Raw genomic sequence first — 26,663 nt, 5'->3', positions numbered from 1 at the left:
CTTCTACAATCGTGTACCATGACCGATCCGTCCGTTTCCTATTACCAGCACCACATCTTTTTTTGCCTGAATGAGCGCGACAAAGGTGACTACTGTTGCGCGCAGCATGGCGCGAAAGAGGCCTATGACTATTGCAAACGCAAGGTGAAGGAGTCGGGGCTGGCCGGCGTGGGCAAGGTGCGTGTGAACAAGGCAGGCTGCATGAATCGCTGCGCCGGCGCACCCGTGGCGGTGGTGTATCCCGAGGGAATCTGGTACACCTTTGTCGATTTGACTGATATCGATGAAATCGTGCAGGAGCATCTAGGGCGCGGCCGTGTCGTTGAGCGTTTGCTGCTTTCTCCTGAAATTGGAAGATAGATTCCATGTCTGGCGCAAGCTGGACAAGCACAAGACCGTCCATTTTGATAGCTGAACCATGCGGCTTGAACGTCTTGGCCTGAAGGGGCCAGCGGGAATCATCGAGGCCGTCCGTGACCTGCCCGATGCAGGTAGTCCGTTGCGCGGGGTCGCTGTCGTCGCCCACCCCCACCCCTTGTACGGTGGAACGATGGACAACAAGGTGGTGCAGACCATGGCGCGCGCATTTGTGGCTTCCGGATTCGCCGCAGTACGCTTCAATTTTCGTGGCATAGGTGGATCAGCCGGCGCCTGGGATGAAGGGCGAGGCGAGGTGCAGGACATGCTGGCAGTCGTTGCCCAGGCCGCAGCCGACGGGCCGCTGGCGCTGGCGGGTTTTTCCTTTGGTGCATTTGTCACCAGCCACGTATTGAGCCAGGTGTGGGGGACGCGCGAGGTGACGCATGTGGTGCTGGCAGGCACGGCAGCGGGGCGCTTTGGTGTGGCAGAGGTGCCTGGGCCCGCGCGAACGCGCACGCTGGTTGTCCATGGCGAAAGCGATGACGTCGTGCCGCTGGCCGCCGTGATGGATTGGGCGCGGCCTCAGCTACTGCCTGTAACGGTTGTACCCGGTGGCGGGCATTTCTTTCATGGACAATTGCCGCTGCTCAAGGGCTTGGTGGCACGCCATCTGCAAGCGACGGCATAGTCGCTGGGGCTCAGTGGGCGACGGCCTTTCTTTTTCTCTATGCGCGCCCGACCTTCGTGGCGGGCGCTGGTTCTCATGAAATCGCTCTCCTCTTTTCTGCATCGCATCATTGGTTTGTTCGTGCTCGTGCCTTGGCTGGCTTTTGCCCAGGCTCCCCAGCCGCCGGAAATCGCAGCCCGCAATTACCTGCTGGTGGATTTGACGTCGGGCCAGGTGTTGGCTTCCAAGGACGTGGATGCCCCGATCGAGCCGGCCTCTCTGACCAAGCTCATGACCACCTACCTGGTCTTTGATGCTCTGCGCAGCAAGAAGCTGACGCTGGAGCAACGCCTGCCCGTGAGTGAATTGGCCTGGAAGACGCCTGGATCGCGCATGTTCATCGATCCCAAGATGCAGGTTCCGGTGGATGACCTGCTCAAGGGCATGATCGTGCAATCTGGCAACGATGCGTCAATGGCCCTGGCGGAAGGGGTGGGCGGTACCGCCGAGAATTTTGTGCGCCTGATGAATGAGCAGGCCAAGGCGCTGGGGCTCAATGGCACGGCCTACAAGAATCCCGAGGGCTTGACGGAGCCCGGGCACCACACGACGGCGCGTGATCTGGCGACGCTCTCGCAGCGCCTGATGCAGGATTTTCCCGAATACATGCACTATTTCGCCATCAAACAATACCGCTACGAAGGCACGCCAAAATCCAATGCCAACAATCGCAATGTCCTGTTGTTTCGCGATCCGACCGTCGATGGTTTGAAGACCGGGCATACGGCGGCGGCGGGCTACTGCCTCGTGGCGACTGCCAAGCGCGATGTTCCACAGGTGGGTGCGCGGCAGATGATCGCCGTGGTGCTGGGCGCGACCAGCGACAACCTCAGAGCCAACGAGACGCAGAAGCTGCTCAACTGGGGTTACACCGCATTCGAGGATGTGAAGCTCTTTGACGCAGGCCAACCGGTGGCTGCTCCGCGGCTGTGGAAGGGTACGCAGGACACGCTGAAAGTCGGCCGCACCCGACCTATCGTGGTGAGCGTGCCTGCAGGCAAGGCGGACAGGCTCACCACGCAGGTGGTCCGGCCGGACCCGCTGCTTGCGCCTTACGCCAAGGGTCAGGAAGTGGGGTTGCTCCAGGTGATGCTGGGCGAGGAAAAGGTCACCGAACTGCCGTTGATGGCGCTGGAGAGCGTGGGACAGGCTGGGTTCCTGGGGCGCGCCTGGGATGCCATTCGGCTGTGGATCAAGTAAGAATGCGTCCTATGGACCCGTATCGGCTTGCTTCGTCTCCATTGTTTGGTGATACTGGAACGAGACGGCGTGCAGCGCAAGTGTTGCACGGGCATTCACCACGCGCGGGAGGAGCAGCGCAATGCAACTGCCGATACGGCTGGATGATGCCGGCACCACCCGGCTTCAGGGAGCGATCGCAGGGCAGATTCGTGATCTGATCCTTGACGGCCGGCTGGCGCCGGGCGCCCGAATGCCTGCCAGCCGCGAACTGGCGGCAGACTTGAAAGTTTCGCGCAATACGGTGGTGGCCGCGTATGCGCGCCTGGTGGCGGAAGGCCTGATTGAGACGCGCGAACCCCTGGGTACCTTCGTGACCGAAGGCGTCGTGCGGGAAGGGCCTGCAGTCTTGCCACTTGCGCATGGGCACCATTGTTCCCTGGGTGCGCAGCGCCGCAGCTTGCGGCAGCGAGAAGATTCGCACCGGGTAACGCGACTGCATACATCCGCTGTCAGCTTTGATTTCTGGGTGGGGCGGCCTGACGCACGGCTGTTTCCCATGCGGTCATGGCAGTCGTTGCTGCAGCGCATGTTGCGTGAGGATGCGCGCGGCCTGTGCGAATATGGCGACCCACAGGGCTTGCTGGCGCTGCGTGAAGCGATTGCGCTGCATGTGGGAGCAACGCGAGGGATTGCCACCACTGCCGATCGAATTGTGATTACCAATGGCATTCAGGAGGGTTTGAATCTGCTTGCTTGCGTGCTTCTCGAACCTGGTGCTCGCGTGGCTGTGGAAAATCCGTGCTACCGAGGCGCAGCCAATGTCTTCATCAATCACGGCGCGCGCTTGCTGCCGGTGCCGGTTGACCAGCATGGCCTGGATCCGGCGAAATTGCCAAGGGAGGTGGCACTGGTATACACGACACCGTCACACCAATACCCGTTGGGCAGCACGCTGTCGTTGCCAAGGCGCCAGGCGCTGCTGGCGTGGGCCGGTGACACCGGAGCAACAGTGGTTGAAGACGATTACGACAGCGATTTTTTCTACGATGGCACGCCACTGCCGGCGCTCAAAAGCCTTGATCGCAACGATCAGGTCATTTATCTGGGCACGTTCTCCAAGAGTCTGGGCGCTGGGTTGCGCATTGGCTACATGGTGCTGCCTGTGGATATGGTTGCGCCGGTCTGCCACGCGAAGGCGCTGCTCAACAACTGCCAGCCCTGGCTGGAACAGGCAGCGCTTGCCACCTTCATTGCGGAAGGTGGTTACGCTGAACATCTTCGCCGCATGCGGCACGCGTATGCCGCGCGACGCAACCACCTGTGCACCGCATTGGCACATTTCTTGCCGCAGTGGCAGGTCGATGGCCGCAGTGGTGGCATGCATGTTGTCGCGCACCTGCCGCCGGGCGGATTGCATGCACGCGCGATGGAGGCGCGAGCCCACGCTTGTGGCGTGGGTATCTACGGCATTGATACCGGCAACGCCTTGACGTTGGAGCCAGCGGACCGCGATGACGCCTTGCAGCGCGTCGTTCTGCTGGGTTATGCAGCCTTGACGGAAACCGAAATCAGCGAAGCTCTGCTTCGGCTGTGGCAGTTATCCGCCGAATCAGGCTGTGCGTCCGCAGCGATAGCGTGAAAGGCAGGTGGAACCATCATTCCACCGAGATTCGCAGAGCCCAGGCTGTTGCCCAGGGACTGAGAAACAGGGCCAGCACAAGGATGGCGCCCAGTAATGAAAAATGCGCCGAAACGCCCAGGCCCGAGGCGCTCGCATGCACGGATGCGGCACCGAACACCAGTACGGGGATGTACAGCGGAAGCACCAGCAAGGACAGCAGGACGCCGCTGCCGCGCGCGCCCAGCGTCAGCGCGGACATGATGGCGCCGATCAGACTCAATGTTGGGGTGCCCAACAGCAAGGAAGCCAGAAGGACGCTCGTGGCGTCGGATGGAAGGTCGAATTGCAGTGCCAGCAGAGGGGACAGCAGTGCCAGCAACAGGCCTGAACTGAGCCAGTGGGCCGCCATTTTTGCCCCGACGAGCAGCGGCAGCGGAGTTGCCGCCAGCAGGAGTTGTTCGAGCGTGCCATCCTGCAAGTCATCGTTGAACATCCGTGGCAAGGACAGCATCGCGGCCAGCAAGGCGGCGACCCATATCACGCCTGGCGCCATGGCGCGCAGCAGTTGCGGCTCGGCGCCCACTCCCAGCGGGAAGAGGCTGACGACGATGAAGAAAAACACGATGGCCGCGGCGGAGTCCGATTGGCGGCGCAAGGCAATACGTACATCGCGCAGAAATAGATGGCGCATGCCGCCCAGCGGGCCTGGCCGCGCGGGCTGTGCTTTGGTCTTGCTGCTGGCGCGCGTCATAGCGTAAGCGTGATCTGGCAGATGCCGCCTTCCAGCGCCACCGGTTGGTGGCTGGTGAGGACAATGATGCCTCCGCGGTTTGCGTGCGCGCCAATCAGAGCCAGCAGCCACTGCGTGGCGGCTTGGTCCAGAGCGTTGAATGGTTCGTCCAGCACCCACAGGGGCGTGGGTGACAGCATCAGCCGGGCCAGGGCCGCGCGGCGGCGCTGGCCTTGCGACAGTGCCCGTACAGGCATGCGCTCATGGCCACCCAGGCCGGCCGCAGCCAATGCCTTCAAGGCGGTTGTCGGGTCACATGCGGTATCGCTCAGCGCTGCCGTGATGAGAAGGTTTTCCAGCGGCGAGAGCTCGGCTTTGAGGCCGGCCAAATGTCCAAAAAAGGTCAGGTCACGTCCGAACTCTTCGCGCAGCTTGGCAATGTTGCGGCCTTTCCACAGCACTTCGCCCGTGTGGGGGGAAAGCAGGCCGCAGATCATGCGCAACAGACTGGTCTTGCCAGCCCCATTGGGTCCCTGCACCCGCAGGACATGGCCAGCAGGCACAGCAAGCGTCAGTCCGGAAAACAGGACGCGCCGTGCCCGGATGCACTGCAGGTCGACAAGCTGCAACGGTGACGCAGCCAATGGGGCTGCGGGCGAAACGCGATCCATGCGCTTGTCAGCGTCCGACCACCCGGTCCAGTACGATGTGCACGTTCTTGCTGCCCAAGGCCACGTTATCGATGCTGCCTTCGATATCGCCCGGCTGTGCCGCAGGGCTGCCGGTACGGGAAATCCGGGCAACCAGGTTCACGTGTGGAAATCTGGACAACGCTCTTTCAGCCACCATTGCGCTGCTGTCATCCAGGGTGAACGAGACCGGCCAGCCAGTAGCCCGGGCGCGCACGGCTGCCAAGGGCATGGGCGGGCCCTCCGGAGCGCGGGCGTAGATGAACAGGGTGTCGGCCGGGGCAACCTGGCTCGCCAGCGCACTGTTCAGCGCCACAGTGCCATGAATGGCCGCCGTTTCTGCAGGTGCGCCAGCTGCTGGTTGTGTCGATGGCGTCTGTGCACTACCTTGGCTTGCCGCAACAACGTCACCGCGCGCTCTGGCTATGAGTTCGTCAATTCTCTTGTTGTCCTCCGACCCGGGGGGCAGAAGTGCCTTGAGCCGCTCCCAATATTGCAGTGCCGTTGCACGATCGTCGCGCTGGAATGCCGCCAAGCCGGCAAATGCCAGTGCATTGAAGTTGTTGGGATCAATCTTGAGTGCACGCTCGACCATCTGCGTCGGTTCGCCCGACAGATCGCGGTTGTGCGCGATTGCCAGCGTATTGGCGTATTCGACCCACAGGTCCGGATTGTCGGCCATCAACGTTGTCGCTTTGCGATAGGCATTGAGCGCATCGTCAACGCGACGCATCTGGAAGTAGGAACGTGCCAGCAGTACCCAGCCTTCCACATCCGTGTCATCTTGCGCCAGGCGCGCCTGCAGTGCCGCGACAGCCGCGTCATCGGGAGCATGGGCGTCGTCGCCGTTTGCTTGCGCCACCTGAGCCGCCCCCGGCTTGAGCGTCCCGGGCTGCCCGATAGAAAGATACAGGCCGCCTGCCAGCAGAGGCAAGGCGATCGCAGTCGCCAGCGCTACCCCCCAGTTGGCACGCAGGCTGCCTTCGGCGCTGATGTCCGCGGCCTGCTGGGACTGCAATGCCTGGCGCTCCAGGTCCAGTCGGGCACGCTCGTATTCAGGAGCACTCATGTCTCCGGCCGCGCGCTCCGCATCCAGTTCGCGCAAGCCGTCCGCAAGCACCATCAGGTCTTGTCCCTGTCGTGCGGTGCGGCGGCTACTGCGCAGCAGCGGAATGATGACTACTGCCAGAGCCGCCAGGACCATGCATACGGCAATCGCCATGAACAGAGTCATTGACCTTTCTCCCGGGGAATGCCCAGCAGTTCGCGCGCTCGTTGGACATCCTGTTCTGATAGGGAGGTGTCAGCCTCTGCGGTGCGCTGACGCAGCGTGCGCCACAACACGAAAAAGCCTAGCACCAGCAAGACGAAGGGCCCGATCCACAGCAGGAAAGTCTTGGTGCTCAGGCGAGGCTTGTACAACACGAACTCGCCGTAGCGATCCACCATGAACTTGCGGATTTGGGCGGGCGTTTCACCCTCCTGAAGTTTGGTGCGGATCTGCTGACGGAGATCAACCGCCAGATCGGCGTGCGATGCTGCAATGGTCTCGTTCTGGCAGACGAGGCAGCGCAATTCCTGAGCGATTTCCATGACATGCTGTTCAAGAGCGGGGTTGTTGGCCAGCGTCGGCGCCTCGGTTGCCAGGGCGCGTTGCGCAGTCAGGCATGCGCAGCACAGCGCAATCAGGGCAAAGTATTTACGCACCCAGTTTCCTCATGAGCGGCAGGATGGTGTCTTGCAATACCTCTGGGGTGATCGGACCGATCTGTTTGTGCCGAATCACACCTTGCTTGTCGATGATGAAGGTTTCCGGCACACCGTATACACCCAGATCGATGCCTACAAGCCCCTGGGTATCGGAGATGGATTCGGCATAGGGGTTGCCAAAGCGGGTGAGCCATTGCAGCGCATCTTCGCGCCTGTCTTTGTAGTTGAGGCCATAGATCAGCACCGATTTATCGGTCTTGGACAGTTCCACGAGCACTGGATGCTCCACCCGGCAGGCGACGCACCAGGATGCCCATACGTTAAGCATCCACACCTTGCCCTTCATGTCCGCAGGGGCAAATGCCTTTTGTGGCTCGCTCAGCTGCGGCAGGGAAAACTGCGGCAAAGGCTTGTCAACAAGGGGCGATGGCAGTTCCCTAGGGTTCAGAGTCAGACCAATGCCCAGAAAGGCCACCAACACCAGGAAGACCGCAAGGGGAACAACTCCCTTCCTCATGGCGAAACCATCCGTGCCGTGGCGGTTGCCGGCACGCCTTGTGGTGCTTGCGAGGCGCGCGTCCGTTGCGTTCGACGGGCAATCCTGTAGCGTCTGTCCATGACGGCAAACAAACCACCCAGGGCCATGATCAGGCATCCAAACCAAATCCAGTCGACAAAGGGCTTGAAATACACACGTACGATCCAGCGCTTGTCCGTCAACTGATCACCCAGAGCGGCGTACAGATCGCGGGTCAGCCCGGGGTTGATGGCGGCTTCAGTCATCGGCATCGGGTTGCGGCTGGCGGTATAGATGCGACGCTCCGGCTTGAGTGTCGTGACTGGCTTGCCGTTGGATGTGACCGTGAGAATACCGACATCTGCCGTGTAATTCGGACCTTGTTTCCGGCTGGTGCCTTCAAACTGGAAGGTATAGCCGGCAATGCTCGTGGTCTCGCCAGGCTCCATGGTGACGTCCTTCTCGACCTCGTAACCGTTCACGATGGTGACGCCGACGATGAAGATGGCCACGCCCAAATGCGCCAGCAGCATGCCGTAGTAGCTGCCAGGCTGCATGCTGATGCGTCGGCGCCAGCTGGGCGCAGGGTGGCTCTTGAGCCGCTCGTAGAGGTTGTAGACGGTCGTCGTCGCGATCCAGAAGGCCAGGAATAGCCCGAAGCCCACCAGAGGCTTCCAATTGCCCAGAAGCCAGGGGGAAATCAGTGCAGCCACCAGACTCACCCCCAAAGCCCAGCGCAGCTTCAGCGCCAGCGCCATGGCCTTGTCTTCACGCCAGCGTGCGATAGGGCCAATACCCATGAGGAACAACGCCGGCGCCATCAGTGGGACGAAGACGGCATTGAAATACGGAGGTCCGACCGATAGCTTGCCCATGCCCAAGGCGTCGATGAGCAGCGGGTACAGCGTTCCCAGCAGCACTGCCGTGAATGCCACAAGCAGAACGACATTGTTTACCAGCAGCATGGCTTCGCGCGAAACCATGCCGAAACGGGCCCCGAGACCCACTTTGGGAGCGCGCCAGGCAAACAAAACGAGGGAACCGCCCACGACTAGCGTCAGGAACCCGAGAATATAGATGCCGCGCGATGGATCGGTGGCAAACGCATGCACCGAGGTGAGTACACCCGAACGCACCAGGAAAGTACCCAGTAGCGACAGTGAGAACGCGATGATGGCCAGCAGCGCCGTCCAGAGCTTGAAGGTGTTGCGTTTTTCCGTGACGGCCAGCGAATGCAGCAGCGCCGTGCTGACGAGCCAGGGCATCAGCGAGGCGTTTTCAACCGGGTCCCAGAACCACCAGCCACCCCAGCCCAACTCGTAATAAGCCCAGGCACTTCCTACGGCGATGCCCAGTGTGAGAAACCCCCAGGAGACGGTGGCCCAGGGGCGAGACCAGCGTGCCCACGCTGCGTCCAGGCGGCCTGCGAGGAGCGCAGCAATGGCAAACGCAAAGGCGACCACCGTCCCTACATAGCCCATATAGAGCAACGGTGGGTGAATGATGAGACCGGGGTCCTGCAACTGCGGGTTCAAGTCTTGCCCATCGGCCGCTGCGGGAATCAGGCGCTCAAAGGGGTTGGACGTGAACAGGATGAACAGCAGGAAGCCGATGGAGATGAGGCCTATCACGCCAATGATGCGGGCGGTAGTCTGGTCATCGAGGTTGTTTGAAAACAGCGAGACTGCCAAGGTCCAGCTGGCCAGAATCAGGGCCCACAGCAGGATGGAGCCTTCGTGTCCACCCCACACTGCGCAGATGCGGTAGATCAGCGGCAATGCGGAATTGGAGTGCTGGGCGACGTACAGCACCGAAAAATCATTGTTCACGAAAGACATCGTGAGACATGCAAACGCCGTGGCAACGAACAGGAATTGCCCGATGGCGGCGGGACGGGCCAGGGCCATCCAGTCCGGATTGCCGCGGGCAGCCCCCGCCAGAGGCACTACGCACTGCACGATGGCCATCGCCAAGGCGAGGATGAGGGCGAGTTGCCCCAGTTCCGCGATCATTGGCGCGCCTCAGCGGCGGAAGGCTCTTTGTAAGCCGTTGTTTTCAAGGTGTCGGCAACTTCTTTCGGGGTGTAGTTCTCATCGTGCTTGGCCAGCACCTGATCGGCGTGGAAGGTGCCGCTGGAGTCCAGGCGGCCTTGGGTGACCACGCCTTTCCCTTCTCGAAACATGTCCGGGAGCAGGCCGTTGTAGGTCACGGGAATCGCCTTGGCGCCATCTGTCACGACAAACTGCACGGCCAAGCTGTCGCTGGAGCGCTTGACGCTCCCTTCCTCTACCAACCCGCCAAGCCGGAAGCTGCGATCGGCTGGCGCTTCTTTGGTAGCGACCTGCGATGGGCTGAAGAAAAACACCAGGTTGTCCTGGAAGGCGTTGAGCACCAATGTGCTGACCACCGCAAGGGTGGCCAAGCCGGCGACGATGATCAATCCGCGTTTTGTTCTGGATTTCATGAATTACCCCATCCGCTTGCGTCGAGCGCGAACCTGCCAGACCTCAAGCACCATGGCTATCGCCATGACGCCCATGGAACCCCATACGTAGATGCCATACCCGCCCATATGGAAAAACTCGGACCAACTGCTCCAGTACATCACGGCGAAATCTCTATGCGTTGGGAAGTTGGACCGGTTGATGGATTCGCTGCAGTGCTCCCCAGTTCCCGCGCAGCCCAGCCGGCGTGCTGCTCCCGCTCAAGGATGATGACGCGGACTCTCGCCAAAACGATTGCGATGCAATAGCACCACACCGCCGCCGACATGACGAGCATGCCTATCAGCATGGGGGTAGCGATGCTTGGGGCACTGGAAAGGCTGACCGACGCCCCTTGGTGCAGGGTGTTCCACCATTTGACCGAAAAATAGATGATTGGCACATTCACCACGCCCACCAGTGCCAGCACCGCCGTGGCGCGATCTGCACGGCGTTCATCGTCAATCGAGGCCTGCAGTGACAAAAAGCCAAAATACAGAAACAGCAGAATCAGCTCGGACGTGAGTCGTGCATCCCAGACCCACCAAGTGCCCCAAGTGGGTTTTCCCCACAGCGCACCTGTCCATAGTGCTATGAAAGTCATCAATGCGCCCGTGGGAGCCAGTGCGCTGGCCAGCATGGATGCAAGCCGTGTGTTGAACACCAGGCCGACCCCTGCCCAGAAGGCCATGGCGACATAGATCACCATGGAAAGCCAGGCAGCGGGGACATGCAGAAAGATGATGCGATAGGCATCGCCCTGCTGGGCATCTGTCGGGGCGACGAGAAAGCCGATGTACAGACCAACAAGCCCCAACACTATTGCCAAGGTGGAGAACCATCGGACTGCCTTGCCTGCCAGCGGATAAAAGCGTGCAGGTGCAGCGTATTTGAACCAATTGATCGTTGTGCGCTGATCGGGCGTTACTGGCATGGAGGTTAACTTTGCGTCGTGCTGATGGCAAGCTTGGTATTGTCGGCTGGTGCAATTTCAAATACTGAAAACCCTCCCGCCTGGTAAACCAATGTGGCGCCTGCCACATCGTGCTGTTCGTTGCCCATGAAGGGAAGCAGGCGCGCTGCCAGTGTCCTGGCAGACGCAGCATCAGTCAGGGCGACGGCGCGTACCGGCTGCCCGCTGGCCGGCAACACGCCGTATGCCGTGTATTTGTGCTCTTCCAGCCAGGCATGGACCCACCGCACCATGCCATGCACATCATTGGAGGCACCAAAATCCTGGAACGCCACGCCCAGCCGATCGGGGAACATCTGGCCCAACAGGATGATGTCGCGCAGATGCAGTATCAGCACGATCGGCTTCCCCTCACCCGCGAGCGAACGGAGCATTGCTATGCCCTCGGCTTCTGGCGCTGTCAGGGCGCGGGCAAATTGACGAAACCGTTCCCGTTCGTCGGTCGCGTCGCGAACATTTCCGGCCCAGAAGCTGTTTTCGATTTTTTCGATATTTGCCCGCTGGCCGCTCCAGTGCGCCGGCAAAAAGAGAGGCAGCCCCAAGTGGCGGTCGAACATGAAATCGAGCGCGCCGAGCGCATTGATCTGGCGGGATGTGTCCCACCATGCGAATACCTTCGACTGCGCGGGAACGTGGCGCTTGAGCACCCCTGAGAGCGTGACAACGTCTTGTGGTGGCACCGCCAGAGTCATGAAGGGGTCATCCACACGCGCCTGCCAGTTCAGCAGCACCGGGCCTGCAGCCGTTTCGGCGATGTCCAGCGTGGCAAGCGACGATGCCCGCTCCGCCGATTGCAGGCTCGCCCGGCGCACCGTGAGGCCTGCCTCCACGTAAGCAGCGAGAGGGCCGGCGTCGGACGCGGGAACCGTCTCGCCGATGATGTACGCATAGACCGGAGGTGCGGTGAAGTGCTGCCATATGAGTGCGGAGGCCGCCAGCATCAGCGCCAGACCCGCGGCAGAGGCCACCGTGGCAAGTGGGCGTTGGTGTTTCATGATGCTCTCCTGCCTATGGTGTTGCGGCGCCCGCGCAATGCGATCGGTGTGCATTGCCGGGCGCCATGGTTTTAGGTCCTGATGTCAGGCCTCTTCTGGCTTGGCCTCTTTGTCGTTCGTGCGATTGCGCCGACGTCCCGCGAGACCACCCAGCAGCAGACCGCCACCCAGGAAGGCCAGGGTTCCCCCTGTGTACAAAGGGTCTGCCTGCATGCTCGCGAGCAGGCTCTTGGGGGAGCGGTTGTCAAGTGACGACATCTTGCCGCCGCTGCCCGCCTTGCTTTCGAGCTTTTGCAGTCGCTGTTCCATCTGGGCTTTCTCGCGCAGGAGTGTGTCCTGTTCGTTGATGATGGCCTGGTCCTTGATCAAATCGCTCCAGCCGTGGGAATAGGTCCAGCCGCCCGGGTTGACGTGCTCCAGCCCTTTCATGAAGCGCGCGACGTGCTGTTCCCACATCTCGGCAAATGTGCGATCCACCGTTGTTGTCTGATTGGCCTTCGCGAAGAACAGCGTGAAGAATCCGCCGGGTTCGTCTTGTTCCGGCGCCGGCAGGGCGGGGCGGTTGGTCTTCTGTCCTACGAGCAACTTGTCGTCGTAGAGCTTTTTGACTACGGACCGCGTTTCCTCGACCAGTTTGGTGCCGTCCTTGATGCCGTTGTCCATCATCGTCAAATAGGTTTCGGCAAACCGGGGCGAGTGGCATTGCGAGCAGGTGCCTACCCATGCGGTTTTGCGATCCTTGAACCACGGATCTTCCAGGTTGTCAACGATGTTCTGAAAGGGCAGGAAGCCCCAGCGCACCTTGCGGACGGTGTTGTGGGTGAACTGGCCCTTGAATTCGAAGTGGCATCCCTGGCAGGTAGGGCCGGTGAAGCCGCCCTTGGTGTTCTGGTCCGCCAGCCGGGCATCCCAGTTCCACTGGTGGCCTTTGGTTTGGTACTGGGTACCATGCTTGGAGAACATGAACTGCTCGAACTCGTTGTGATCCACGCCGTTGTGGCAGGTGGCGCAGGCTTCTGGCTTGCGCGCCTCCACTGTAGAAAATTCATGGCGCGTATGGCAGTTGTCGCATTTGGTCTGGTTGGTGTGGCACATGGTGCAACTTGCCGCCACTTCGCGCTGCTGGAGCGCGGCCCATGTAGCGGTCTCCACGTTCGCCATGTAATCCACTGAGTGGGAGGGGTGGCCCTTGTCCCACTGGTTCTGCGGCCAGGTGAGTGTGTCCCGCTCGGATTCCGCCTCCGCGAACTGGCGCAGGTGACAGCTGCCACAGACCGTGCGGTCCGGCATGCGCAAATCTTTATGGTTGCCGGCCTTGGCGCCTATGCTCATGTGGCAGTCGGCACAGCTGACGTCCTTGAGCTGGTTGCCTTGCGCCAGCAACCCTTGGGACTGCAAGTTGACCTCCACCTCCGCGATGATGTCCTTTTTATACGCCTTGATGTCGTCGGCTGGCAGCTTGCGTATCTGATCCAGATTCGCGTGCACGCTCTTTTCCCAGGAGGCTACCCAGCCATGCGTGACATCCTTGTGGCAGGTGGCGCATTGTTCGCGCGTCACTTCCATATTCAAATCTGGCGCCTTGTAGAACAAGGTCGGAGCGAGATACATGTCCATCGGTATCGGCTCCCAGAACTTGGCGTGCTTGCCCTTGGTCAGTTCCGCACGATAGCGCTTGGAGAGGCTGTCGAACAGTTCCTTGGGGGATGCGTCTCTGTCCAGGTTCAGTGCCTTGAGCTGCTCATCGGGGACGGATTCCCAGATGGCAGCTTGCGCGGGCAGATGCACTGCCGTCAGACAGAGCAACAGGGCGAAAAGGCTGAGGAGTCGCGACCACATGATTCCCTCCGGATGAGCTTGGCGTTGGGCAATCATGGCCATCTGCCGCGATTGCGGTAGTACCAATCGCGGGCGCTGGCATGGTGCCACGGTTGCTCGTCCTGTGGCCTTGTGGGCGGACGTTGATTTCCGGAACGAGCTGCAGTAAACTACGAGGCTTTTCCAAATTGTTGGATGGGATGGCTCATGCGTCGTTGACGCATGAGCCATGGATTCACGTTTCAGGGACGTTTTATTAATGCCAACCATTAACCAACTCGTGCGCCAGGGCCGCACGGTCGAAGTTGTCAAATCCAAGAGTCCTGCCATGGAGAACTGCCCGCAGCGGCGCGGCGTGTGCACCCGCGTGTACACCACAACGCCCAGGAAGCCCAACTCCGCTCTGCGCAAGGTCGCCAAGGTGCGCCTGACCAACGGCTTCGAGGTCATTTCCTACATCGGCGGCGAAGGCCACAACCTGCAGGAGCACAGCGTGGTGCTGGTGCGCGGCGGCCGTGTCAAGGACTTGCCCGGTGTGCGTTACCACATCGTGCGTGGTTCGCTGGACTTGCAAGGCGTCAAGGATCGCAAGCAGTCGCGCTCCAAGTACGGTGCCAAGCGTCCGAAGGCCAAGTAATCTGGCTTGTCGTTTTTTCGGTGTTGTCATCCCGCGTGGCGCGAGATTGCAGCGTAGTGACCCCAAACGCACGTGGTGTGCGCGGGTCGAGTAAGTGAGAGTTCTGTGTGGGCTCTTGCGGTGCCTGAAAGGGTGCCAACTGAAGCAAAGATAGAGGTAAGAAATGCCACGTCGTCGCGAAGTCCCCAAACGTGAAATCCTGCCGGATCCCAAGTTCGGCAATGTCGAGCTGTCCAAATTCATGAACGTGATCATGGAAGGCGGCAAGAAGGCAGTTGCAGAGCGCATCATCTATGGTGCGCTGGAGCTGATCGAGAAGAAGCAGCCCGAGAAGAACTCCCTGGAGGTGTTCACCACGGCCATCAACAACGTCAAGCCCATGGTGGAAGTGAAATCCCGCCGCGTGGGTGGCGCCAACTACCAGGTGCCCGTGGAAGTGCGCCCGGTGCGCCGCCTGGCGCTGTCGATGCGCTGGATCAAAGAGGCTGCGCGCAAGCGTGGCGAGAAATCCATGGCGCAGCGTCTGGCCAATGAATTGATGGAAGCTACCGAAGGCCGCGGCGGTGCGATGAAGCGCCGTGATGAGGTGCATCGCATGGCCGAGGCTAACAAGGCCTTCAGCCACTTCCGTTTCTGAGTTTCATCCCCATTTTCCTCGAAGGCCGGGAGCCCGACGCGCCGATTTCCGGCGGCCGGGCTTTTGCCCGTTAACGAAAGACCATCATGGCTCGCACTACTCCCCTCGAGCGCTATCGCAATATCGGTATTTCCGCGCACATTGACGCGGGCAAGACGACGACGTCCGAGCGCATCCTGTTTTACACCGGTCTGACCCACAAGATCGGCGAAGTGCACGACGGCGCTGCGACAACCGATTGGATGGAGCAAGAGCAAGAGCGTGGCATTACCATCACCTCATCTGCCGTGACCTGCTTCTGGAAGGGTATGGATCTGTCGCGGCCATCCCATCGCATCAACATCATTGATACCCCGGGGCACGTGGATTTCACCATCGAGGTGGAACGCTCCATGCGTGTGCTCGATGGCGCGGTGATGGTGTATTGCGCCGTGGGCGGTGTGCAGCCTCAGTCCGAAACCGTCTGGCGCCAGGCCAACAAGCACAAGGTGCCGCGCATTGCGTTCGTCAACAAGATGGATCGCACCGGCGCCAACTTCTTCAAGGTGCATGACCAGATGAAGGTGCGGTTGAATGCGCATCCGGTGCCAGTGGTGATCCCAATCGGCGCCGAAGACGGCTTTCAGGGCGTGGTGGACCTTATCAAGATGAAAGCCATCATCTGGGATGAAGAGTCGCAGGGCATGAAGTTCGAGTACAGGGAAATCCCGGCGGATTTGGTCGATCAAGCCAATGAGTGGCGCGAGAAGATGATCGAATCGGCTGCGGAAGCCAGTGAAGAACTGATGAACAAATACCTCGAAGAGGGTGGCCTCAGCGAGGCCGACATCATTGCCGGCATCCGTCAGCGCACGATTGCCACCGAAATTCAGCCCATGCTGTGTGGCTCGGCCTTCAAAAACAAGGGCGTGCAGCGCATGCTGGACGCCGTGCTCGACTTCCTGCCGGCGCCGACGGACATTCCGGACGTGGCGGGAACCGATCCCGATGACCACGAGAAGCATCTGTCGCGCAAGCCCAGTGACGATGAGAAGTTCTCGGCACTGGCGTTCAAGCTCATGACCGACCCCTTCGTCGGTCAGCTGACCTTTGTGCGCGTGTATTCGGGCGTGCTCTCCAAGGGAGACACCGTCTACAACGCCGTCAAGGGCAAGAAGGAGCGCATCGGCCGCATCGTGCAGATGCACGCCAACGAGCGCCAGGAAATCGAAGAGATCCGCGCCGGCGACATCGCTGCCTGCGTGGGGCTGAAGGAGGTCACCACCGGCGACACGCTGTGCGACCTGAATGCGCACATCATGTTGGAGCGCATGGTGTTCCCTGAGCCGGTGATCGCCCAGGCCGTTGAGCCCAAGTCCAAGGCAGACCAGGAGAAGATGGGCATTGCCCTGTCGCGCCTGGCATCCGAAGATCCGTCGTTCCGCGTGCGTACCGATGAAGAATCGGGTCAGACCATCATCGCCGGCATGGGCGAACTGCACCTGGACATCATCGTTGACCGCATGAAGCGCGAATTTGGTGTGGAGGCCAACGTCGGCAAGCCGCAGGTGGCCTACCGCGAAACTGTGCGCAAGACGGTTACCGATGTGGATGGCAAATTCGTGCGCCAGTCGGGGGGCAAGGGCCAGTATGGTCACGTGGTGTTCCGCCTGGAACCCAATGAACCGGGCAAGGGCTTCGAGTTCCTCGACGAAATCAAGGGTGGCGTGGTGCCGCGCGAGTACATCCCTGCAGTGCAGAAGGGTGTGGAGGAAGCGCTGCAAAGCGGTGTGCTGGCCGGCTACCCGGTGGTGGACGTGAAGGTCGCACTGACTTTTGGTTCATACCACGACGTGGACTCATCGGAGCAGGCATTCAAGATGGCCGCTATCTTCGGTTTCAAGGAAGCGGCGCGCAAGGCCAGCCCGGTGATTCTCGAGCCGATGATGGCGGTTGAAGTCGAAACGCCGGAAGACTATGCGGGTACCGTGATGGGCGACCTTTCCAGCCGTCGCGGCATGGTGCAAGGCATGGACGACATGGCTGGCGGCGGCAAGGCGATCAAGGCCGAGGTGCCGCTGTCCGAAATGTTTGGTTATGCCACGCAGTTGCGTTCCATGACGCAGGGTCGAGCTACCTACACGATGGAGTTCAAGCACTACGCAGAAGCGCCGAAGAACGTCGCTGAAGCGATCATGGCTGCGCGCGCAAAATAATTGGATAAAACGGCTGCTGACGCTTGTCTGAAAAGCGGCAAAAGCTATTGTTTTAATAGTTTTCTGGTCTGCGATCTGGTGCCGCTTTGTTGTCCTGTGCGAAGTGAACCAGCAACCGGGTGCAGACCTTAAACCCTTACACAGGCATTGCTCTTTTGGAGTTTGAAATGGCAAAAGGAAAATTCGAGCGTACCAAGCCCCACGTGAACGTGGGCACGATAGGCCACGTGGACCATGGCAAGACCACGCTGACGGCGGCTATCGCCACGGTGCTGGGCAAGAAATTCGGTGGCGAAGCCAAGAGCTACGACCAGATCGACAACGCCCCTGAAGAAAAGGCCCGCGGCATCACCATCAACACCTCGCACGTCGAGTACGAGACCGCCAACCGCCACTACGCCCACGTGGACTGCCCCGGCCACGCCGACTACGTCAAGAACATGATCACCGGCGCCGCCCAGATGGACGGCGCCATCCTGGTTGTATCGGCTGCCGATGGCCCCATGCCCCAGACCCGTGAGCACATCCTGCTGGCCCGCCAGGTCGGCGTGCCCTACATCATCGTGTTCCTGAACAAGTGCGACATGGTTGACGACGCCGAACTGCTCGAACTCGTTGAAATGGAAGTGCGCGAACTCCTGTCCAAGTACGACTTCCCCGGCGACGACACCCCCATCATCAAGGGCTCGGCCAAGCTGGCGCTCGAAGGCGATGCGGGCGAACTCGGTGAGCAAGCCATCATGAAGCTGGCCGAGGCGCTGGACACCTACATCCCCACGCCAGAGCGCGCCATTGACGGTGCCTTCCTGATGCCCGTGGAAGACGTGTTCTCCATCTCCGGCCGCGGTACCGTGATCACGGGCCGCGTGGAGCGCGGTATCGTCAAGGTCGGCGAAGAAGTTGAAATCGTCGGTATCCGCGACACCCAGAAGACCACCGTCACCGGCGTGGAGATGTTCAGGAAGCTCCTGGACCAGGGCCAGGCAGGCGACAACGTCGGCATCCTGCTGCGCGGTACCAAGCGTGAAGACGTCGAGCGCGGCCAGGTGGTTTCCAAGCCCGGCTCGATCACCCCGCACACGCATTTCTCGTGCGAAGTCTACGTGCTCTCCAAGGACGAAGGCGGCCGTCACACGCCGTTCTTCAACAACTACCGCCCGCAGTTCTACTTCCGCACCACCGACGTCACCGGCGCCATCGAGTTGCCCAAGGACAAGGAAATGGTGATGCCTGGCGACAACGTTTCCATGACCGTCAAGCTGATCCACCCCATCGCCATGGAAGAGGGGTTGCGCTTTGCCATCCGCGAGGGAGGCCGCACCGTCGGCGCGGGCGTCGTGGCCAAGGTCATTGAGTAAGAAGAGATAGGCAGATAGGGGTATAGCTCAATTGGCAGAGCGTCGGTCTCCAAAACCGAAGGTTGTAGGTTCGATTCCTACTGCCCCTGCCACACCGGATGGCAGCTAAAGCAAGCCCGTCAGTCCTGACGGGCTTCGGTGTCTGTGCGATGGTTCGGTACAGGAACAAGAATGGCAACTTCCCAGGTTGAGACGGTATCTACAGCGGCGGACAAGGCCAAGCTGGCATTGGCGGCGGCCCTGGCCGTTGCGGCATTGGCCGGTTTTTACATGCTCGGCAAGCAAGGTGCGCTCGTGCAGTGGGCGGCATTGATTGGTGGCCTGCTGGCTGCGTCCGTGGTTTTTCTGGTATCGGAGCCCGGGCGTCAGCTCATTGGTTTTGCGCGCGATTCGTGGCGCGAAGTGGCGAAGGTGGTCTGGCCCACGCGCAAGGAAACCATGCAGATGACGCTCTACGTATTCGGTTTTGTTGTCCTGATGGCGTTCTTCCTCTGGGCAGCCGACAGGACGCTGGAATGGGTCTTTTATGACCTGATTCTGGGATGGAGGAAATGATGGCTGACGTGTCGGAAGCGGGATCCATGGCCGAACAGACGCCATCGTCGTTGGCGGATTTGCGTTGGTATATCGTGCATGCCTATTCCGGAATGGAAAAGGCGGTTGAGCGCAATATCCTCGAACGCATCAAGCGGTCTGGCATGCAGGAAAAATTCGGCCGTGTGCTGGTGCCTACCGAAGAGGTTGTCGAGGTTCGCAATGGTCAGCGCAAGACGACGGAGCGGCGTCTTTTCCCGGGATATGTCTTTGTGCAGATGGTGATGGATGACGACACCTGGCACCTGATCAAGCACACGAACAAGGTTACTGGATTTGTGGGCGGTGCCAAGAACCGGCCAGCACCCATCTCCGAAGAAGAGGTGCGCAAGATTGAGAATCAGGTGCAGGAGGGCGCCGACAAGCCACGCCACAAGATCGAATTCATCACCGGCGAGCTGGTGCGCGTCAAGGACGGTCCTTTCAACGATTTCAATGGTGTCGTTGAAGAGGTGAATTACGAGAAAAGTCGCCTGCGTGTCGCGGTGACGATTTTTGGGCGTTCCACCCCGGTGGAGCTTGAATTTGCGCAAGTGGAGAAGGCATAGCTTTCTGCACGGTGTTTGATGTGCTCGGTATTTTCCGACTCGGTACCGCGCACGAATTCTGGAGAGTCGCTCACCCCCGGGGAGCCTGGTTCGAAGCATTCAGGCGCTGGACCCGCAAGGAGTAAACATGGCGAAGAAAATCGTCGGCTTCATCAAGCTGCAAGTGCCGGCTGGAAAGGCCAATCCGTCACCCCCCATTGGCCCGGCGTTGGGTCAGCGCGGTTTGAACATCATGGAGTTCTGCAAGGCGTTCAACGCCCAGACCCAGGGTGTCGAGCCCGGTCTGCCACTGCCGGTGGTCATCACGGCATTCGCGGACAAGAGCTTCACCTTCATCATCAAGACGCCGCCAGCGACCGTGTTGATCAAGAAGGCCATCAAGCTGGACAAGGGTTCGGCAAACGCCAAGGCCACCAAGGTCGGCAAGATCACGCGCGCGCAGCTCGAAGAAATCGCCAAGACCAAGATGAAGGACATGAACGCCGCCGACGTGGATGCCGCCGTGCGCACGCTCGCCGGTTCTGCCCGCTCCATGGGCGTTGCGGTGGAGGGTGTGTAAATGGCAAAGCTCACGAAAAAGCAGAAGGCCCTGCAGGGCAAGGTCGATAACGGCAAGCTGTACGCACTCACCGACGCTCTGGGTCTGGTGAAGGAAGCGGCTACCGCCAAGTTCGATGAATCCATCGACGTGGCCGTGCAACTGGGCATCGATGCCAAGAAGTCGGATCAGGTGGTGCGTGGCGCCGTGGTGCTGCCCAACGGTACCGGCAAGACCAAGCGCGTCGCCGTGTTTGCGCAAGGCGCAAAGGCCGAAGAGGCTGCCGCCGCCGGTGCAGATGTGGTGGGCATGGACGACCTGGCAGCGCGCGTGAAGGCGGGCGACATGCCGTTCGATATCGTGATCGCTGCGCCCGATGCCATGCGTGTGGTCGGCCAGCTGGGTCAGATCCTGGGCCCGCGCGGCCTGATGCCCAACCCGAAGGTCGGCACGGTGACGCCCGATGTGGCCACGGCGGTGAAAAACGCCAAAGCCGGTCAGGTGCAGTTCCGCGTGGACAAGGCCGGTATCGTGCATTCCACGATCGGTCGCCGCTCGTTTGATACCGACAAGCTGCAGGGCAACCTGGTGGCACTTGTCGAGGCGCTCAACAAGGCGAAACCCGCCACCAGCAAGGGTGTGTACCTGCGCAAGGTCGCGGTATCGAGCACCATGGGCCTGGGCGTGCGCGTGGACATTCAGACGCTGTCGGCTTGAACCGATAGCGTTGGCGAATTGGGGTGCCCTAACCGGCGCTCCGGTGGTGGGCGGCGTGCTTGCACGCTGGCCATCCAAGACCGTTGGCGTGCACAGGGGTGCACTTAAATTCACGGAGCCAACGCAGATGGCGACCCCGCTGCCGATGGAATGCAGATTCCTCAACAGTTGGTCGCTGCTAACGAAGAGCGCGCATCAAGGGGCCTGCCCCGAGGTGCGCATATGAAGGAGTAGACCTTGAGTCTGAATCGCAGTGAGAAAGAAGCGGTCATCAACGATGTGACCGGGCTCGCCGCCAAAGCTCAAACGCTCGTGATCGCGGAGTACCGTGGCATCACGGTGGCCGATATGACGAAACTGCGTGCCAATGCCCGCGGCCAAGGCGTGTCCCTGAGTGTTCTCAAGAACACGCTGGCGCGCAGGGCTGTGGCCGGTGGCAGTTTTGAAGTGCTGGCCGACCAGATGACCGGTCCCCTGATCTACGGCTTCTCCGAAGACGCTGTGGCCGCCGCCAAGGTGGTGGCCGATTTCGCGAAGACCAACGACAAGCTGGTGATTCGCGGCGGCGCCTTCGCGGGCAAGGCCCTGGACGTGAACGGCGTGAAAGAACTGGCCAACATTCCTTCCAAGGAAGTGCTGCTGGCCCAGCTGTGTGGCTTGCTCATGTCGCCGATTTCCCGCACGGCAGTGGTGCTGGGTGCGCTGGCGGCGAAAAAAGGCGAAGGTGCTGCGGCGGCCGCCTGAGGCGCTGGTCTGCACACCGATACGTAACAACCAACATTTGTAGGAAATCAAAATGGCATTCGATAAAGACGCATTCCTGACCGCCCTTGACGGCATGACGGTGCTCGAACTCAACGACCTGGTCAAGGCCATCGAAGAAAAATTTGGCGTGAGCGCCGCCGCCATGGCCGCCCCGGCCGCTGGTGGTGCCGGGGGTGGCGCTGCCGCCGCCGTTGAAGAGAAGACCGAATTCGACGTGGTGCTGGCTGAAGTCGGCGCCAACAAGGTGTCGGTCATCAAGGCGGTGCGCGAAATCACCGGCCTGGGTCTGAAGGAAGCCAAGGACCTGGTCGATGGCGCGCCCAAGACCGTCAAGGAAGCGATGCCCAAGGCCGACGCCGAGGCCGCTGCCAAGAAGCTCACCGAAGCCGGCGCCAAGGCCGAACTCAAGTAAGACGCTTCGCGGCGCCGGGCTGGAGGTCTTGCAAAAGACCTCCAGCCCTTGGCGCTTTGTGGGTAGCTGCGCTGCAGAGCGCACCAGAAAGCGGCCGTACCGATCGCTTTCTAGTGTCTTCTGCTCTTGTCCGACAACAGAAGATGCCTTGGTTCGGGCGATGTGCAATGCATCGCCGTCCGCCATGGTTGGTAGTGGCCAACCGCCAAGCCCGTGGGTGCCCAGAGCCCGCGGGGCAGTCGTCGAAGACCGTTTTTCATGTCTTTGCCCGGAGTATTCATGGCCCCAACATCCACGTACAGCTATACCGAACGCAAACGCATCCGCAAGAGTTTTGGCACACGCGACAGCGTGCTCAAAGTGCCTTATCTGCTGCAGATGCAGAAAGATGCCTACACCGCGTTCCTGCAGGCCGATCTGGCTCCGAAGAAGCGCACCAGCGAAGGGCTGCAGGCGGCCTTCCTGGCGGCCTTCCCCATCGTCTCGCACAACGGCTTCGTCGAGATGAAGTTCGTCGAGTACAACCTGGCCAAGCCCGCGTTCGATGTGCGCGAATGCCAGACGCGCGGCCTGACGTTTGCGTCGGCCGTGCGTGCCAAGGTGCAGCTCATCATCTACGACCGCGAAGCCTCCACTTCGCAGAACAAGGTGGTCAAGGAGGTGAAGGAGCAGGAGGTCTACATGGGCGAAGTGCCGCGCATGACCGACAAGGGCTCGTTCATCATCAACGGCACCGAGCGCGTGATCGTTTCGCAGCTGCACCGTTCGCCCGGCGTGTTCTTCGAGCATGACAAGGGCAAGACCCACAGCTCGGGCAAGCTGCTCTTCAGCGCCCGCATCATCCCCTACCGCGGCTCGTGGCTGGACTTCGAGTTCGACCCCAAGGACATCCTGTATTTCCGCGTGGACCGCCGCCGCAAGATGCCGGTGACGATTCTGCTGCGCGCCATCGGGCTGAACACCGAGCAGATCCTTGCGCACTTCTTCGTCAACGACAACTTCCGCCTGATGGATTCGGGCGCGCAGATGGAATTCGTCGCTGACCGCATCAAGGGCGAGATCGCACGGTTCGATGTCACGGATAAATCCGGCAACGTCATCGTCGCCAAGGACAAGCGCATCACCGCGCGCCACACGCGCGAGCTGGAGCAGTCCAAGACGACGCACATCAGCGTGCCGGAAGATTTCCTCATCGGCCGCGTGCTGGCCCATGATGTAGTGGATGGCGATACCGGTGAAATCGTTGCCAAGGCCAACGAGGAACTGACCGAGGCGCTGCTCAAGAAGCTGCGCACCGCCGGTGTGCAGGAATTCCCGTGCATCCATACCAACGAGCTGGACCAGGGTCCGTACATCTCGCAGACCTTGCGCGCCGATGAGACGACGGATGAATTTGCCGCGCGCGTGGCCATCTACCGCATGATGCGCCCCGGCGAGCCGCCGACCGAGGACGCAGTGCAGGCCCTGTTCCAGCGCCTGTTCTACAACCACGATACCTACGACCTTTCGCGCGTGGGCCGCATGAAGTTCAACGCCAAGGTGGGCCGCGATGAGTCCACTGGCCCCATGGTGCTGTCCAACGACGACATCCTGTCCGTGGTCAAGATCCTCGTCGATCTGCGCAACGGCAAGGGCGAGGTGGACGACATCGACCACCTGGGCAACCGCCGCGTGCGCTGCGTCGGTGAGCTGGCCGAAAACCAGTACCGCACGGGTCTGGCGCGTATCGAAAAGGCGGTGAAGGAGCGCCTGGGCCAGGCCGAGCAAGAGCCGCTGATGCCGCACGACCTGATCAACTCCAAGCCGATTTCGGCAGCGCTCAAGGAGTTCTTCGGTGCCTCGCAGCTGAGCCAGTTCATGGACCAGACCAACCCGCTGGCCGAAATCACGCACAAGCGCCGCGTCTCGGCCCTGGGCCCGGGCGGTCTGACGCGCGAGCGCGCCGGCTTCGAGGTGCGCGACGTGCACGTCACGCACTACGGCCGCGTGTGCCCGATCGAGACGCCGGAAGGCCCGAACATCGGTCTGATCAACTCGCTGGCGCTGTATGCGCGCCTGAACGAATACGGATTCATAGAGACGCCGTACCGCCGCGTGCACGAAGGCCAGGTGACCGATCAGATCGATTACCTCTCGGCCATCGAAGAAGGCAAATACATCATTGCGCAGGCCAACGCCACGCTGGACGAGCAAGGACGCCTGACGGGCGATCTGGTGAGCGCGCGCGAGCAGGGTGAATCGACCCTGGTGTCGGCCGACCGCGTGCAGTACATGGACGTGTCGCCGGCGCAGATCGTCTCGGTGGCGGCTTCGCTGGTGCCCTTCCTGGAGCACAACGACGCCAACCGCGCGCTGATGGGCGCCAACATGTCGCGCCAGGCGGTGCCGGTGCTGCGCCCGCAAAAGCCTCTGGTGGGCACGGGCATAGAGCGCGTGGCGGCCATTGACTCGGGCACGGTGGTGACGGCCGATCGTGGCGGCATCGTTGATTACGTCGATGCCACGCGCATCGTGATCCGCGTGCACGACGACGAGGCCGTGGCCGGTGAAGTGGGTGTGGATATCTACAACCTCATCAAGTACCAGCGTTCCAACCAGAACACCAACATCCACCAGCGCCCCATCGTGAAGAAGGGCGATGTGCTGGCCAAGGGCGACGTGATCGCCGACGGTGCTTCGACCGACCTGGGCGAGATCGCGATCGGCCAGAACATGCTGATCGCCTTCATGCCCTGGAACGGCTACAACTTCGAGGATTCGATCCTGATCAGCGAGAAGGTCGTGGCCGACGACCGCTACACCAGCGTGCACATCGAGGAACTGGTGGTGATGGCGCGCGACACCAAGCTGGGCGCCGAGGAAATCACGCGCGACATCCCCAACCTGTCGGAGCAGCAGCTCAACCGCCTGGATGACTCCGGCATCATCTACGTTGGTGCCGAGGTGCTGCCGGGCGATACGCTGGTGGGCAAGGTCACGCCCAAGGGCGAGACCACGCTGACGCCGGAAGAAAAGCTGCTGCGCGCGATTTTCGGCGAGAAGGCTTCGGACGTGAAGGACACCTCGCTGCGCGTGGAGCAGGGCAGCCAGGGCACCGTCATCGACGTGCAGGTGTTCACGCGCGAAGGCATTCAGCGCGACAAGCGGGCGCAGCAGATCATCGACGATGAGCTCAAGCGCTATCGTCTCGATTTGAACGACCGCCTGCGCATCGTCGAGGCCGATGCCTTCGACCGCATCGAAAAACTCATCACGGGCAAGACGGCCAACGGCGGTCCGAACAAGCTGGCCAAGGGCAGCACGATCGACAAGGCCTATCTCGCCAGCGTCGATCGCCACCATTGGTTCGACATCCGCCTGGCCGACGACACCGTGGCCGCGCAGCTCGAATCCATGAAGAACGCGATGGAGCACACGCGCCACGAGTTCGACCTGGCGTTCGAGGAAAAGCGCAAGAAGCTCACGCAGGGCGACGAACTGCCCGCGGGCGTGCTCAAGATGGTCAAGGTCTACCTGGCCGTCAAGCGCCGCCTGCAGCCCGGCGACAAGATGGCCGGGCGCCACGGCAACAAGGGCGTGGTCTCCAAGATCGTTCCGGTCGAGGACATGCCCTACATGGAAGACGGCACGCCGGCCGACATCGTGCTCAACCCGCTGGGCGTGCCCTCGCGGATGAACATCGGGCAGGTGCTGGAGGTGCACCTGGGCTGGGCCGCCAAGGGCCTGGGCCAGCGCATTGCCGACATGCTGGAGCGCGAGGCCAAGGCGGCGGAAGTGCGCAAGTTCGTCGAGGAAATCTACAACGCGCGCGGCCACAAGGAAGACCTGGCGCAGTTCGACGACGCGGGCCTGCTGGCGATGGCGCGCGAACTGACGGAAGGCGTGCCCTTTGCGTCGCCGGTGTTCGATGGCGCCTCCGAGGCCGAGATCAAGGACATGCTGCAACTGGCCTACCCGGAGGCGGTTGCGCAGGCCAAGGGCCTGACCGCGCCGCGCACCCAGGCTTTCCTGTACGACGGCCGCAGCGGCGAGCGCTTCGAGCGCCCGACCACGATCGGCTACATGCACTACCTGAAGCTGCACCACCTGGTGGACGACAAGATGCACGCCCGCTCCACCGGCCCGTACTCGCTGGTGACGCAGCAGCCGCTGGGCGGCAAGGCGCAGTTCGGCGGCCAGCGTTTCGGCGAGATGGAAGTGTGGGCGCTGGAAGCCTACGGCGCCGCCTACGTGCTGCAGGAAATGCTCACCGTCAAGTCCGACGACGTGCAGGGCCGCACCAAGGTCTACGAGAACATCGTCAAGGGCGAACACTCGATCGAGGCCGGCATGCCCGAGTCCTTCAACGTGCTGATCAAGGAAATCCGCTCGTTGGGCCTGGATATCGAAATGGACCGCTCCTGAGACTGGGTGGATTTGAAAAAGTGAGCTGCTTGCGCGCGCCAGCAAACGATATG

The 26,663-nt window shown here is 61.2% G+C and carries 26 protein-coding genes and 1 tRNA gene; 16 read left to right on the top strand and 11 right to left on the bottom strand.

Annotated elements, in window-relative coordinates:
* The first annotated feature begins 18 nt into the window (after nucleotides 1-18).
* From K320_RS0109530 to pdxR, 4 genes are all read left to right on the top strand, one after another.
* Complete coding sequence (locus tag K320_RS0109530; protein WP_024538610.1) at nucleotides 19-360, top strand: (2Fe-2S) ferredoxin domain-containing protein; 342 nt, start codon at nucleotides 19-21, stop codon at nucleotides 358-360.
* A gap of 58 nt (nucleotides 361-418) precedes the next feature.
* The gene (locus K320_RS0109525; RefSeq protein ID WP_024538609.1) at nucleotides 419-1,048 is read left to right on the top strand and encodes an alpha/beta hydrolase; all 630 of its coding nucleotides are present in this window, start codon (nucleotides 419-421) and stop codon (nucleotides 1,046-1,048) included.
* 75 nt (nucleotides 1,049-1,123) lie between these two features.
* Nucleotides 1,124-2,287, top strand: coding sequence for a D-alanyl-D-alanine carboxypeptidase family protein (locus tag K320_RS0109520; RefSeq protein ID WP_024538608.1), 1,164 nt, complete (start codon nucleotides 1,124-1,126; stop codon nucleotides 2,285-2,287).
* A 121-nt stretch (nucleotides 2,288-2,408) separates the two neighbouring features.
* Entirely contained in the window at nucleotides 2,409-3,908 is a 1,500-nt protein-coding gene (gene pdxR, locus K320_RS0109515; RefSeq protein WP_024538607.1) for a MocR-like pyridoxine biosynthesis transcription factor PdxR, read from the top strand.
* Nucleotides 3,909-3,924: 16 nt separating this feature from the next.
* On the opposite strand, the gene ccmB is transcribed toward pdxR, so the two are convergent.
* The 11 genes from ccmB to K320_RS0109460 form a co-directional block, all read right to left on the bottom strand.
* Nucleotides 3,925-4,641 (bottom strand): heme exporter protein CcmB, encoded by a 717-nt coding sequence (ccmB, locus tag K320_RS0109510; RefSeq protein ID WP_024538606.1) that lies wholly within the window; start codon nucleotides 4,639-4,641, stop codon nucleotides 3,925-3,927.
* Complete coding sequence (gene ccmA / locus K320_RS0109505; RefSeq protein ID WP_051384887.1) at nucleotides 4,638-5,291, bottom strand: cytochrome c biogenesis heme-transporting ATPase CcmA; 654 nt, start codon at nucleotides 5,289-5,291, stop codon at nucleotides 4,638-4,640. Before ccmA ends, ccmB begins: the two co-directional genes overlap by 4 nt.
* Before the next feature lie 7 nt (nucleotides 5,292-5,298).
* Nucleotides 5,299-6,543: a c-type cytochrome biogenesis protein CcmI gene (ccmI, locus tag K320_RS0109500; protein WP_024538604.1), complete on the bottom strand. Its 1,245-nt coding sequence runs from the start codon at nucleotides 6,541-6,543 to the stop codon at nucleotides 5,299-5,301.
* Nucleotides 6,540-7,016, bottom strand: coding sequence for a cytochrome c-type biogenesis protein (locus K320_RS0109495; protein ID WP_024538603.1), 477 nt, complete (start codon nucleotides 7,014-7,016; stop codon nucleotides 6,540-6,542). The genes ccmI and K320_RS0109495 overlap by 4 nt, the downstream gene beginning before the upstream one ends.
* On the bottom strand, nucleotides 7,009-7,536 hold the full coding sequence (locus K320_RS0109490) for a DsbE family thiol:disulfide interchange protein (protein ID WP_024538602.1): 528 nt from the start codon (nucleotides 7,534-7,536) through the stop codon (nucleotides 7,009-7,011). Before K320_RS0109490 ends, K320_RS0109495 begins: the two co-directional genes overlap by 8 nt.
* Nucleotides 7,533-9,548: a heme lyase CcmF/NrfE family subunit gene (locus tag K320_RS0109485; RefSeq protein ID WP_024538601.1), complete on the bottom strand. Its 2,016-nt coding sequence runs from the start codon at nucleotides 9,546-9,548 to the stop codon at nucleotides 7,533-7,535. Before K320_RS0109485 ends, K320_RS0109490 begins: the two co-directional genes overlap by 4 nt.
* Entirely contained in the window at nucleotides 9,545-10,000 is a 456-nt protein-coding gene (gene ccmE / locus K320_RS0109480; RefSeq protein ID WP_024538600.1) for a cytochrome c maturation protein CcmE, read from the bottom strand. Before ccmE ends, K320_RS0109485 begins: the two co-directional genes overlap by 4 nt.
* Nucleotides 10,001-10,003: 3 nt before the next feature.
* Nucleotides 10,004-10,108, bottom strand: a complete 105-nt coding sequence (gene ccmD / locus K320_RS19635) for a heme exporter protein CcmD (RefSeq protein ID WP_281172636.1) — start codon at nucleotides 10,106-10,108, stop codon at nucleotides 10,004-10,006.
* A gap of 32 nt (nucleotides 10,109-10,140) precedes the next feature.
* Nucleotides 10,141-10,953, bottom strand: coding sequence for a heme ABC transporter permease (locus K320_RS0109470; protein WP_051384886.1), 813 nt, complete (start codon nucleotides 10,951-10,953; stop codon nucleotides 10,141-10,143).
* A 5-nt stretch (nucleotides 10,954-10,958) separates the two neighbouring features.
* Nucleotides 10,959-11,987 (bottom strand): hydroxylamine oxidation protein HaoB, encoded by a 1,029-nt coding sequence (gene haoB, locus K320_RS0109465; protein ID WP_169730048.1) that lies wholly within the window; start codon nucleotides 11,985-11,987, stop codon nucleotides 10,959-10,961.
* A gap of 84 nt (nucleotides 11,988-12,071) precedes the next feature.
* Nucleotides 12,072-13,868: a multiheme c-type cytochrome gene (locus K320_RS0109460; protein WP_169730047.1), complete on the bottom strand. Its 1,797-nt coding sequence runs from the start codon at nucleotides 13,866-13,868 to the stop codon at nucleotides 12,072-12,074.
* Nucleotides 13,869-14,064: 196 nt separating this feature from the next.
* Between K320_RS0109460 and rpsL the strand changes: the two genes are divergently transcribed.
* From rpsL to rpoB, 12 genes are all read left to right on the top strand, one after another.
* Entirely contained in the window at nucleotides 14,065-14,442 is a 378-nt protein-coding gene (gene rpsL, locus K320_RS0109455) for a 30S ribosomal protein S12 (protein ID WP_024538596.1), read from the top strand.
* 163 nt (nucleotides 14,443-14,605) lie between these two features.
* On the top strand, nucleotides 14,606-15,079 hold the full coding sequence (gene rpsG, locus K320_RS0109450) for a 30S ribosomal protein S7 (RefSeq protein WP_024538595.1): 474 nt from the start codon (nucleotides 14,606-14,608) through the stop codon (nucleotides 15,077-15,079).
* Nucleotides 15,080-15,165: 86 nt separating this feature from the next.
* The gene (fusA, locus tag K320_RS0109445; protein ID WP_024538594.1) at nucleotides 15,166-17,274 is read left to right on the top strand and encodes an elongation factor G; all 2,109 of its coding nucleotides are present in this window, start codon (nucleotides 15,166-15,168) and stop codon (nucleotides 17,272-17,274) included.
* 167 nt (nucleotides 17,275-17,441) lie between these two features.
* Nucleotides 17,442-18,632 carry an elongation factor Tu gene (tuf, locus tag K320_RS0109440; protein ID WP_024538593.1) on the top strand — a complete coding sequence of 397 codons (1,191 nt, stop codon included), beginning with the start codon at nucleotides 17,442-17,444 and terminating at the stop codon, nucleotides 18,630-18,632.
* A gap of 16 nt (nucleotides 18,633-18,648) precedes the next feature.
* Nucleotides 18,649-18,724 (top strand) — tRNA-Trp (locus K320_RS0109435).
* Nucleotides 18,725-18,803: 79 nt separating this feature from the next.
* A complete protein-coding gene (secE, locus tag K320_RS0109430) occupies nucleotides 18,804-19,187 on the top strand; it encodes a preprotein translocase subunit SecE (protein WP_024538592.1) in 384 nt (127 codons plus the stop codon).
* Complete coding sequence (gene nusG, locus K320_RS0109425; protein WP_245593859.1) at nucleotides 19,187-19,774, top strand: transcription termination/antitermination protein NusG; 588 nt, start codon at nucleotides 19,187-19,189, stop codon at nucleotides 19,772-19,774. The genes secE and nusG overlap by 1 nt, the downstream gene beginning before the upstream one ends.
* 127 nt (nucleotides 19,775-19,901) lie before the next feature.
* The gene (gene rplK, locus K320_RS0109420) at nucleotides 19,902-20,333 is read left to right on the top strand and encodes a 50S ribosomal protein L11 (RefSeq protein ID WP_024538590.1); all 432 of its coding nucleotides are present in this window, start codon (nucleotides 19,902-19,904) and stop codon (nucleotides 20,331-20,333) included.
* A complete protein-coding gene (rplA, locus tag K320_RS0109415; protein WP_024538589.1) occupies nucleotides 20,334-21,029 on the top strand; it encodes a 50S ribosomal protein L1 in 696 nt (231 codons plus the stop codon).
* A 237-nt stretch (nucleotides 21,030-21,266) separates the two neighbouring features.
* Nucleotides 21,267-21,773 (top strand): 50S ribosomal protein L10, encoded by a 507-nt coding sequence (gene rplJ, locus K320_RS0109410; protein ID WP_024538588.1) that lies wholly within the window; start codon nucleotides 21,267-21,269, stop codon nucleotides 21,771-21,773.
* A gap of 52 nt (nucleotides 21,774-21,825) precedes the next feature.
* Entirely contained in the window at nucleotides 21,826-22,206 is a 381-nt protein-coding gene (rplL, locus tag K320_RS0109405) for a 50S ribosomal protein L7/L12 (RefSeq protein ID WP_024538587.1), read from the top strand.
* A gap of 279 nt (nucleotides 22,207-22,485) precedes the next feature.
* Nucleotides 22,486-26,610, top strand: a complete 4,125-nt coding sequence (gene rpoB, locus K320_RS0109400) for a DNA-directed RNA polymerase subunit beta (RefSeq protein WP_024538586.1) — start codon at nucleotides 22,486-22,488, stop codon at nucleotides 26,608-26,610.
* Nucleotides 26,611-26,663 lie beyond the last annotated feature (53 nt).

It is taken from the genome of Comamonas badia DSM 17552, from assembly GCF_000484635.1.
In the GTDB taxonomy this organism is placed as follows: Bacteria; Pseudomonadota; Gammaproteobacteria; order Burkholderiales; family Burkholderiaceae_C; genus Comamonas_C; species Comamonas_C badia.
This window is presented reverse-complemented; position numbering and strand designations above follow the sequence as displayed.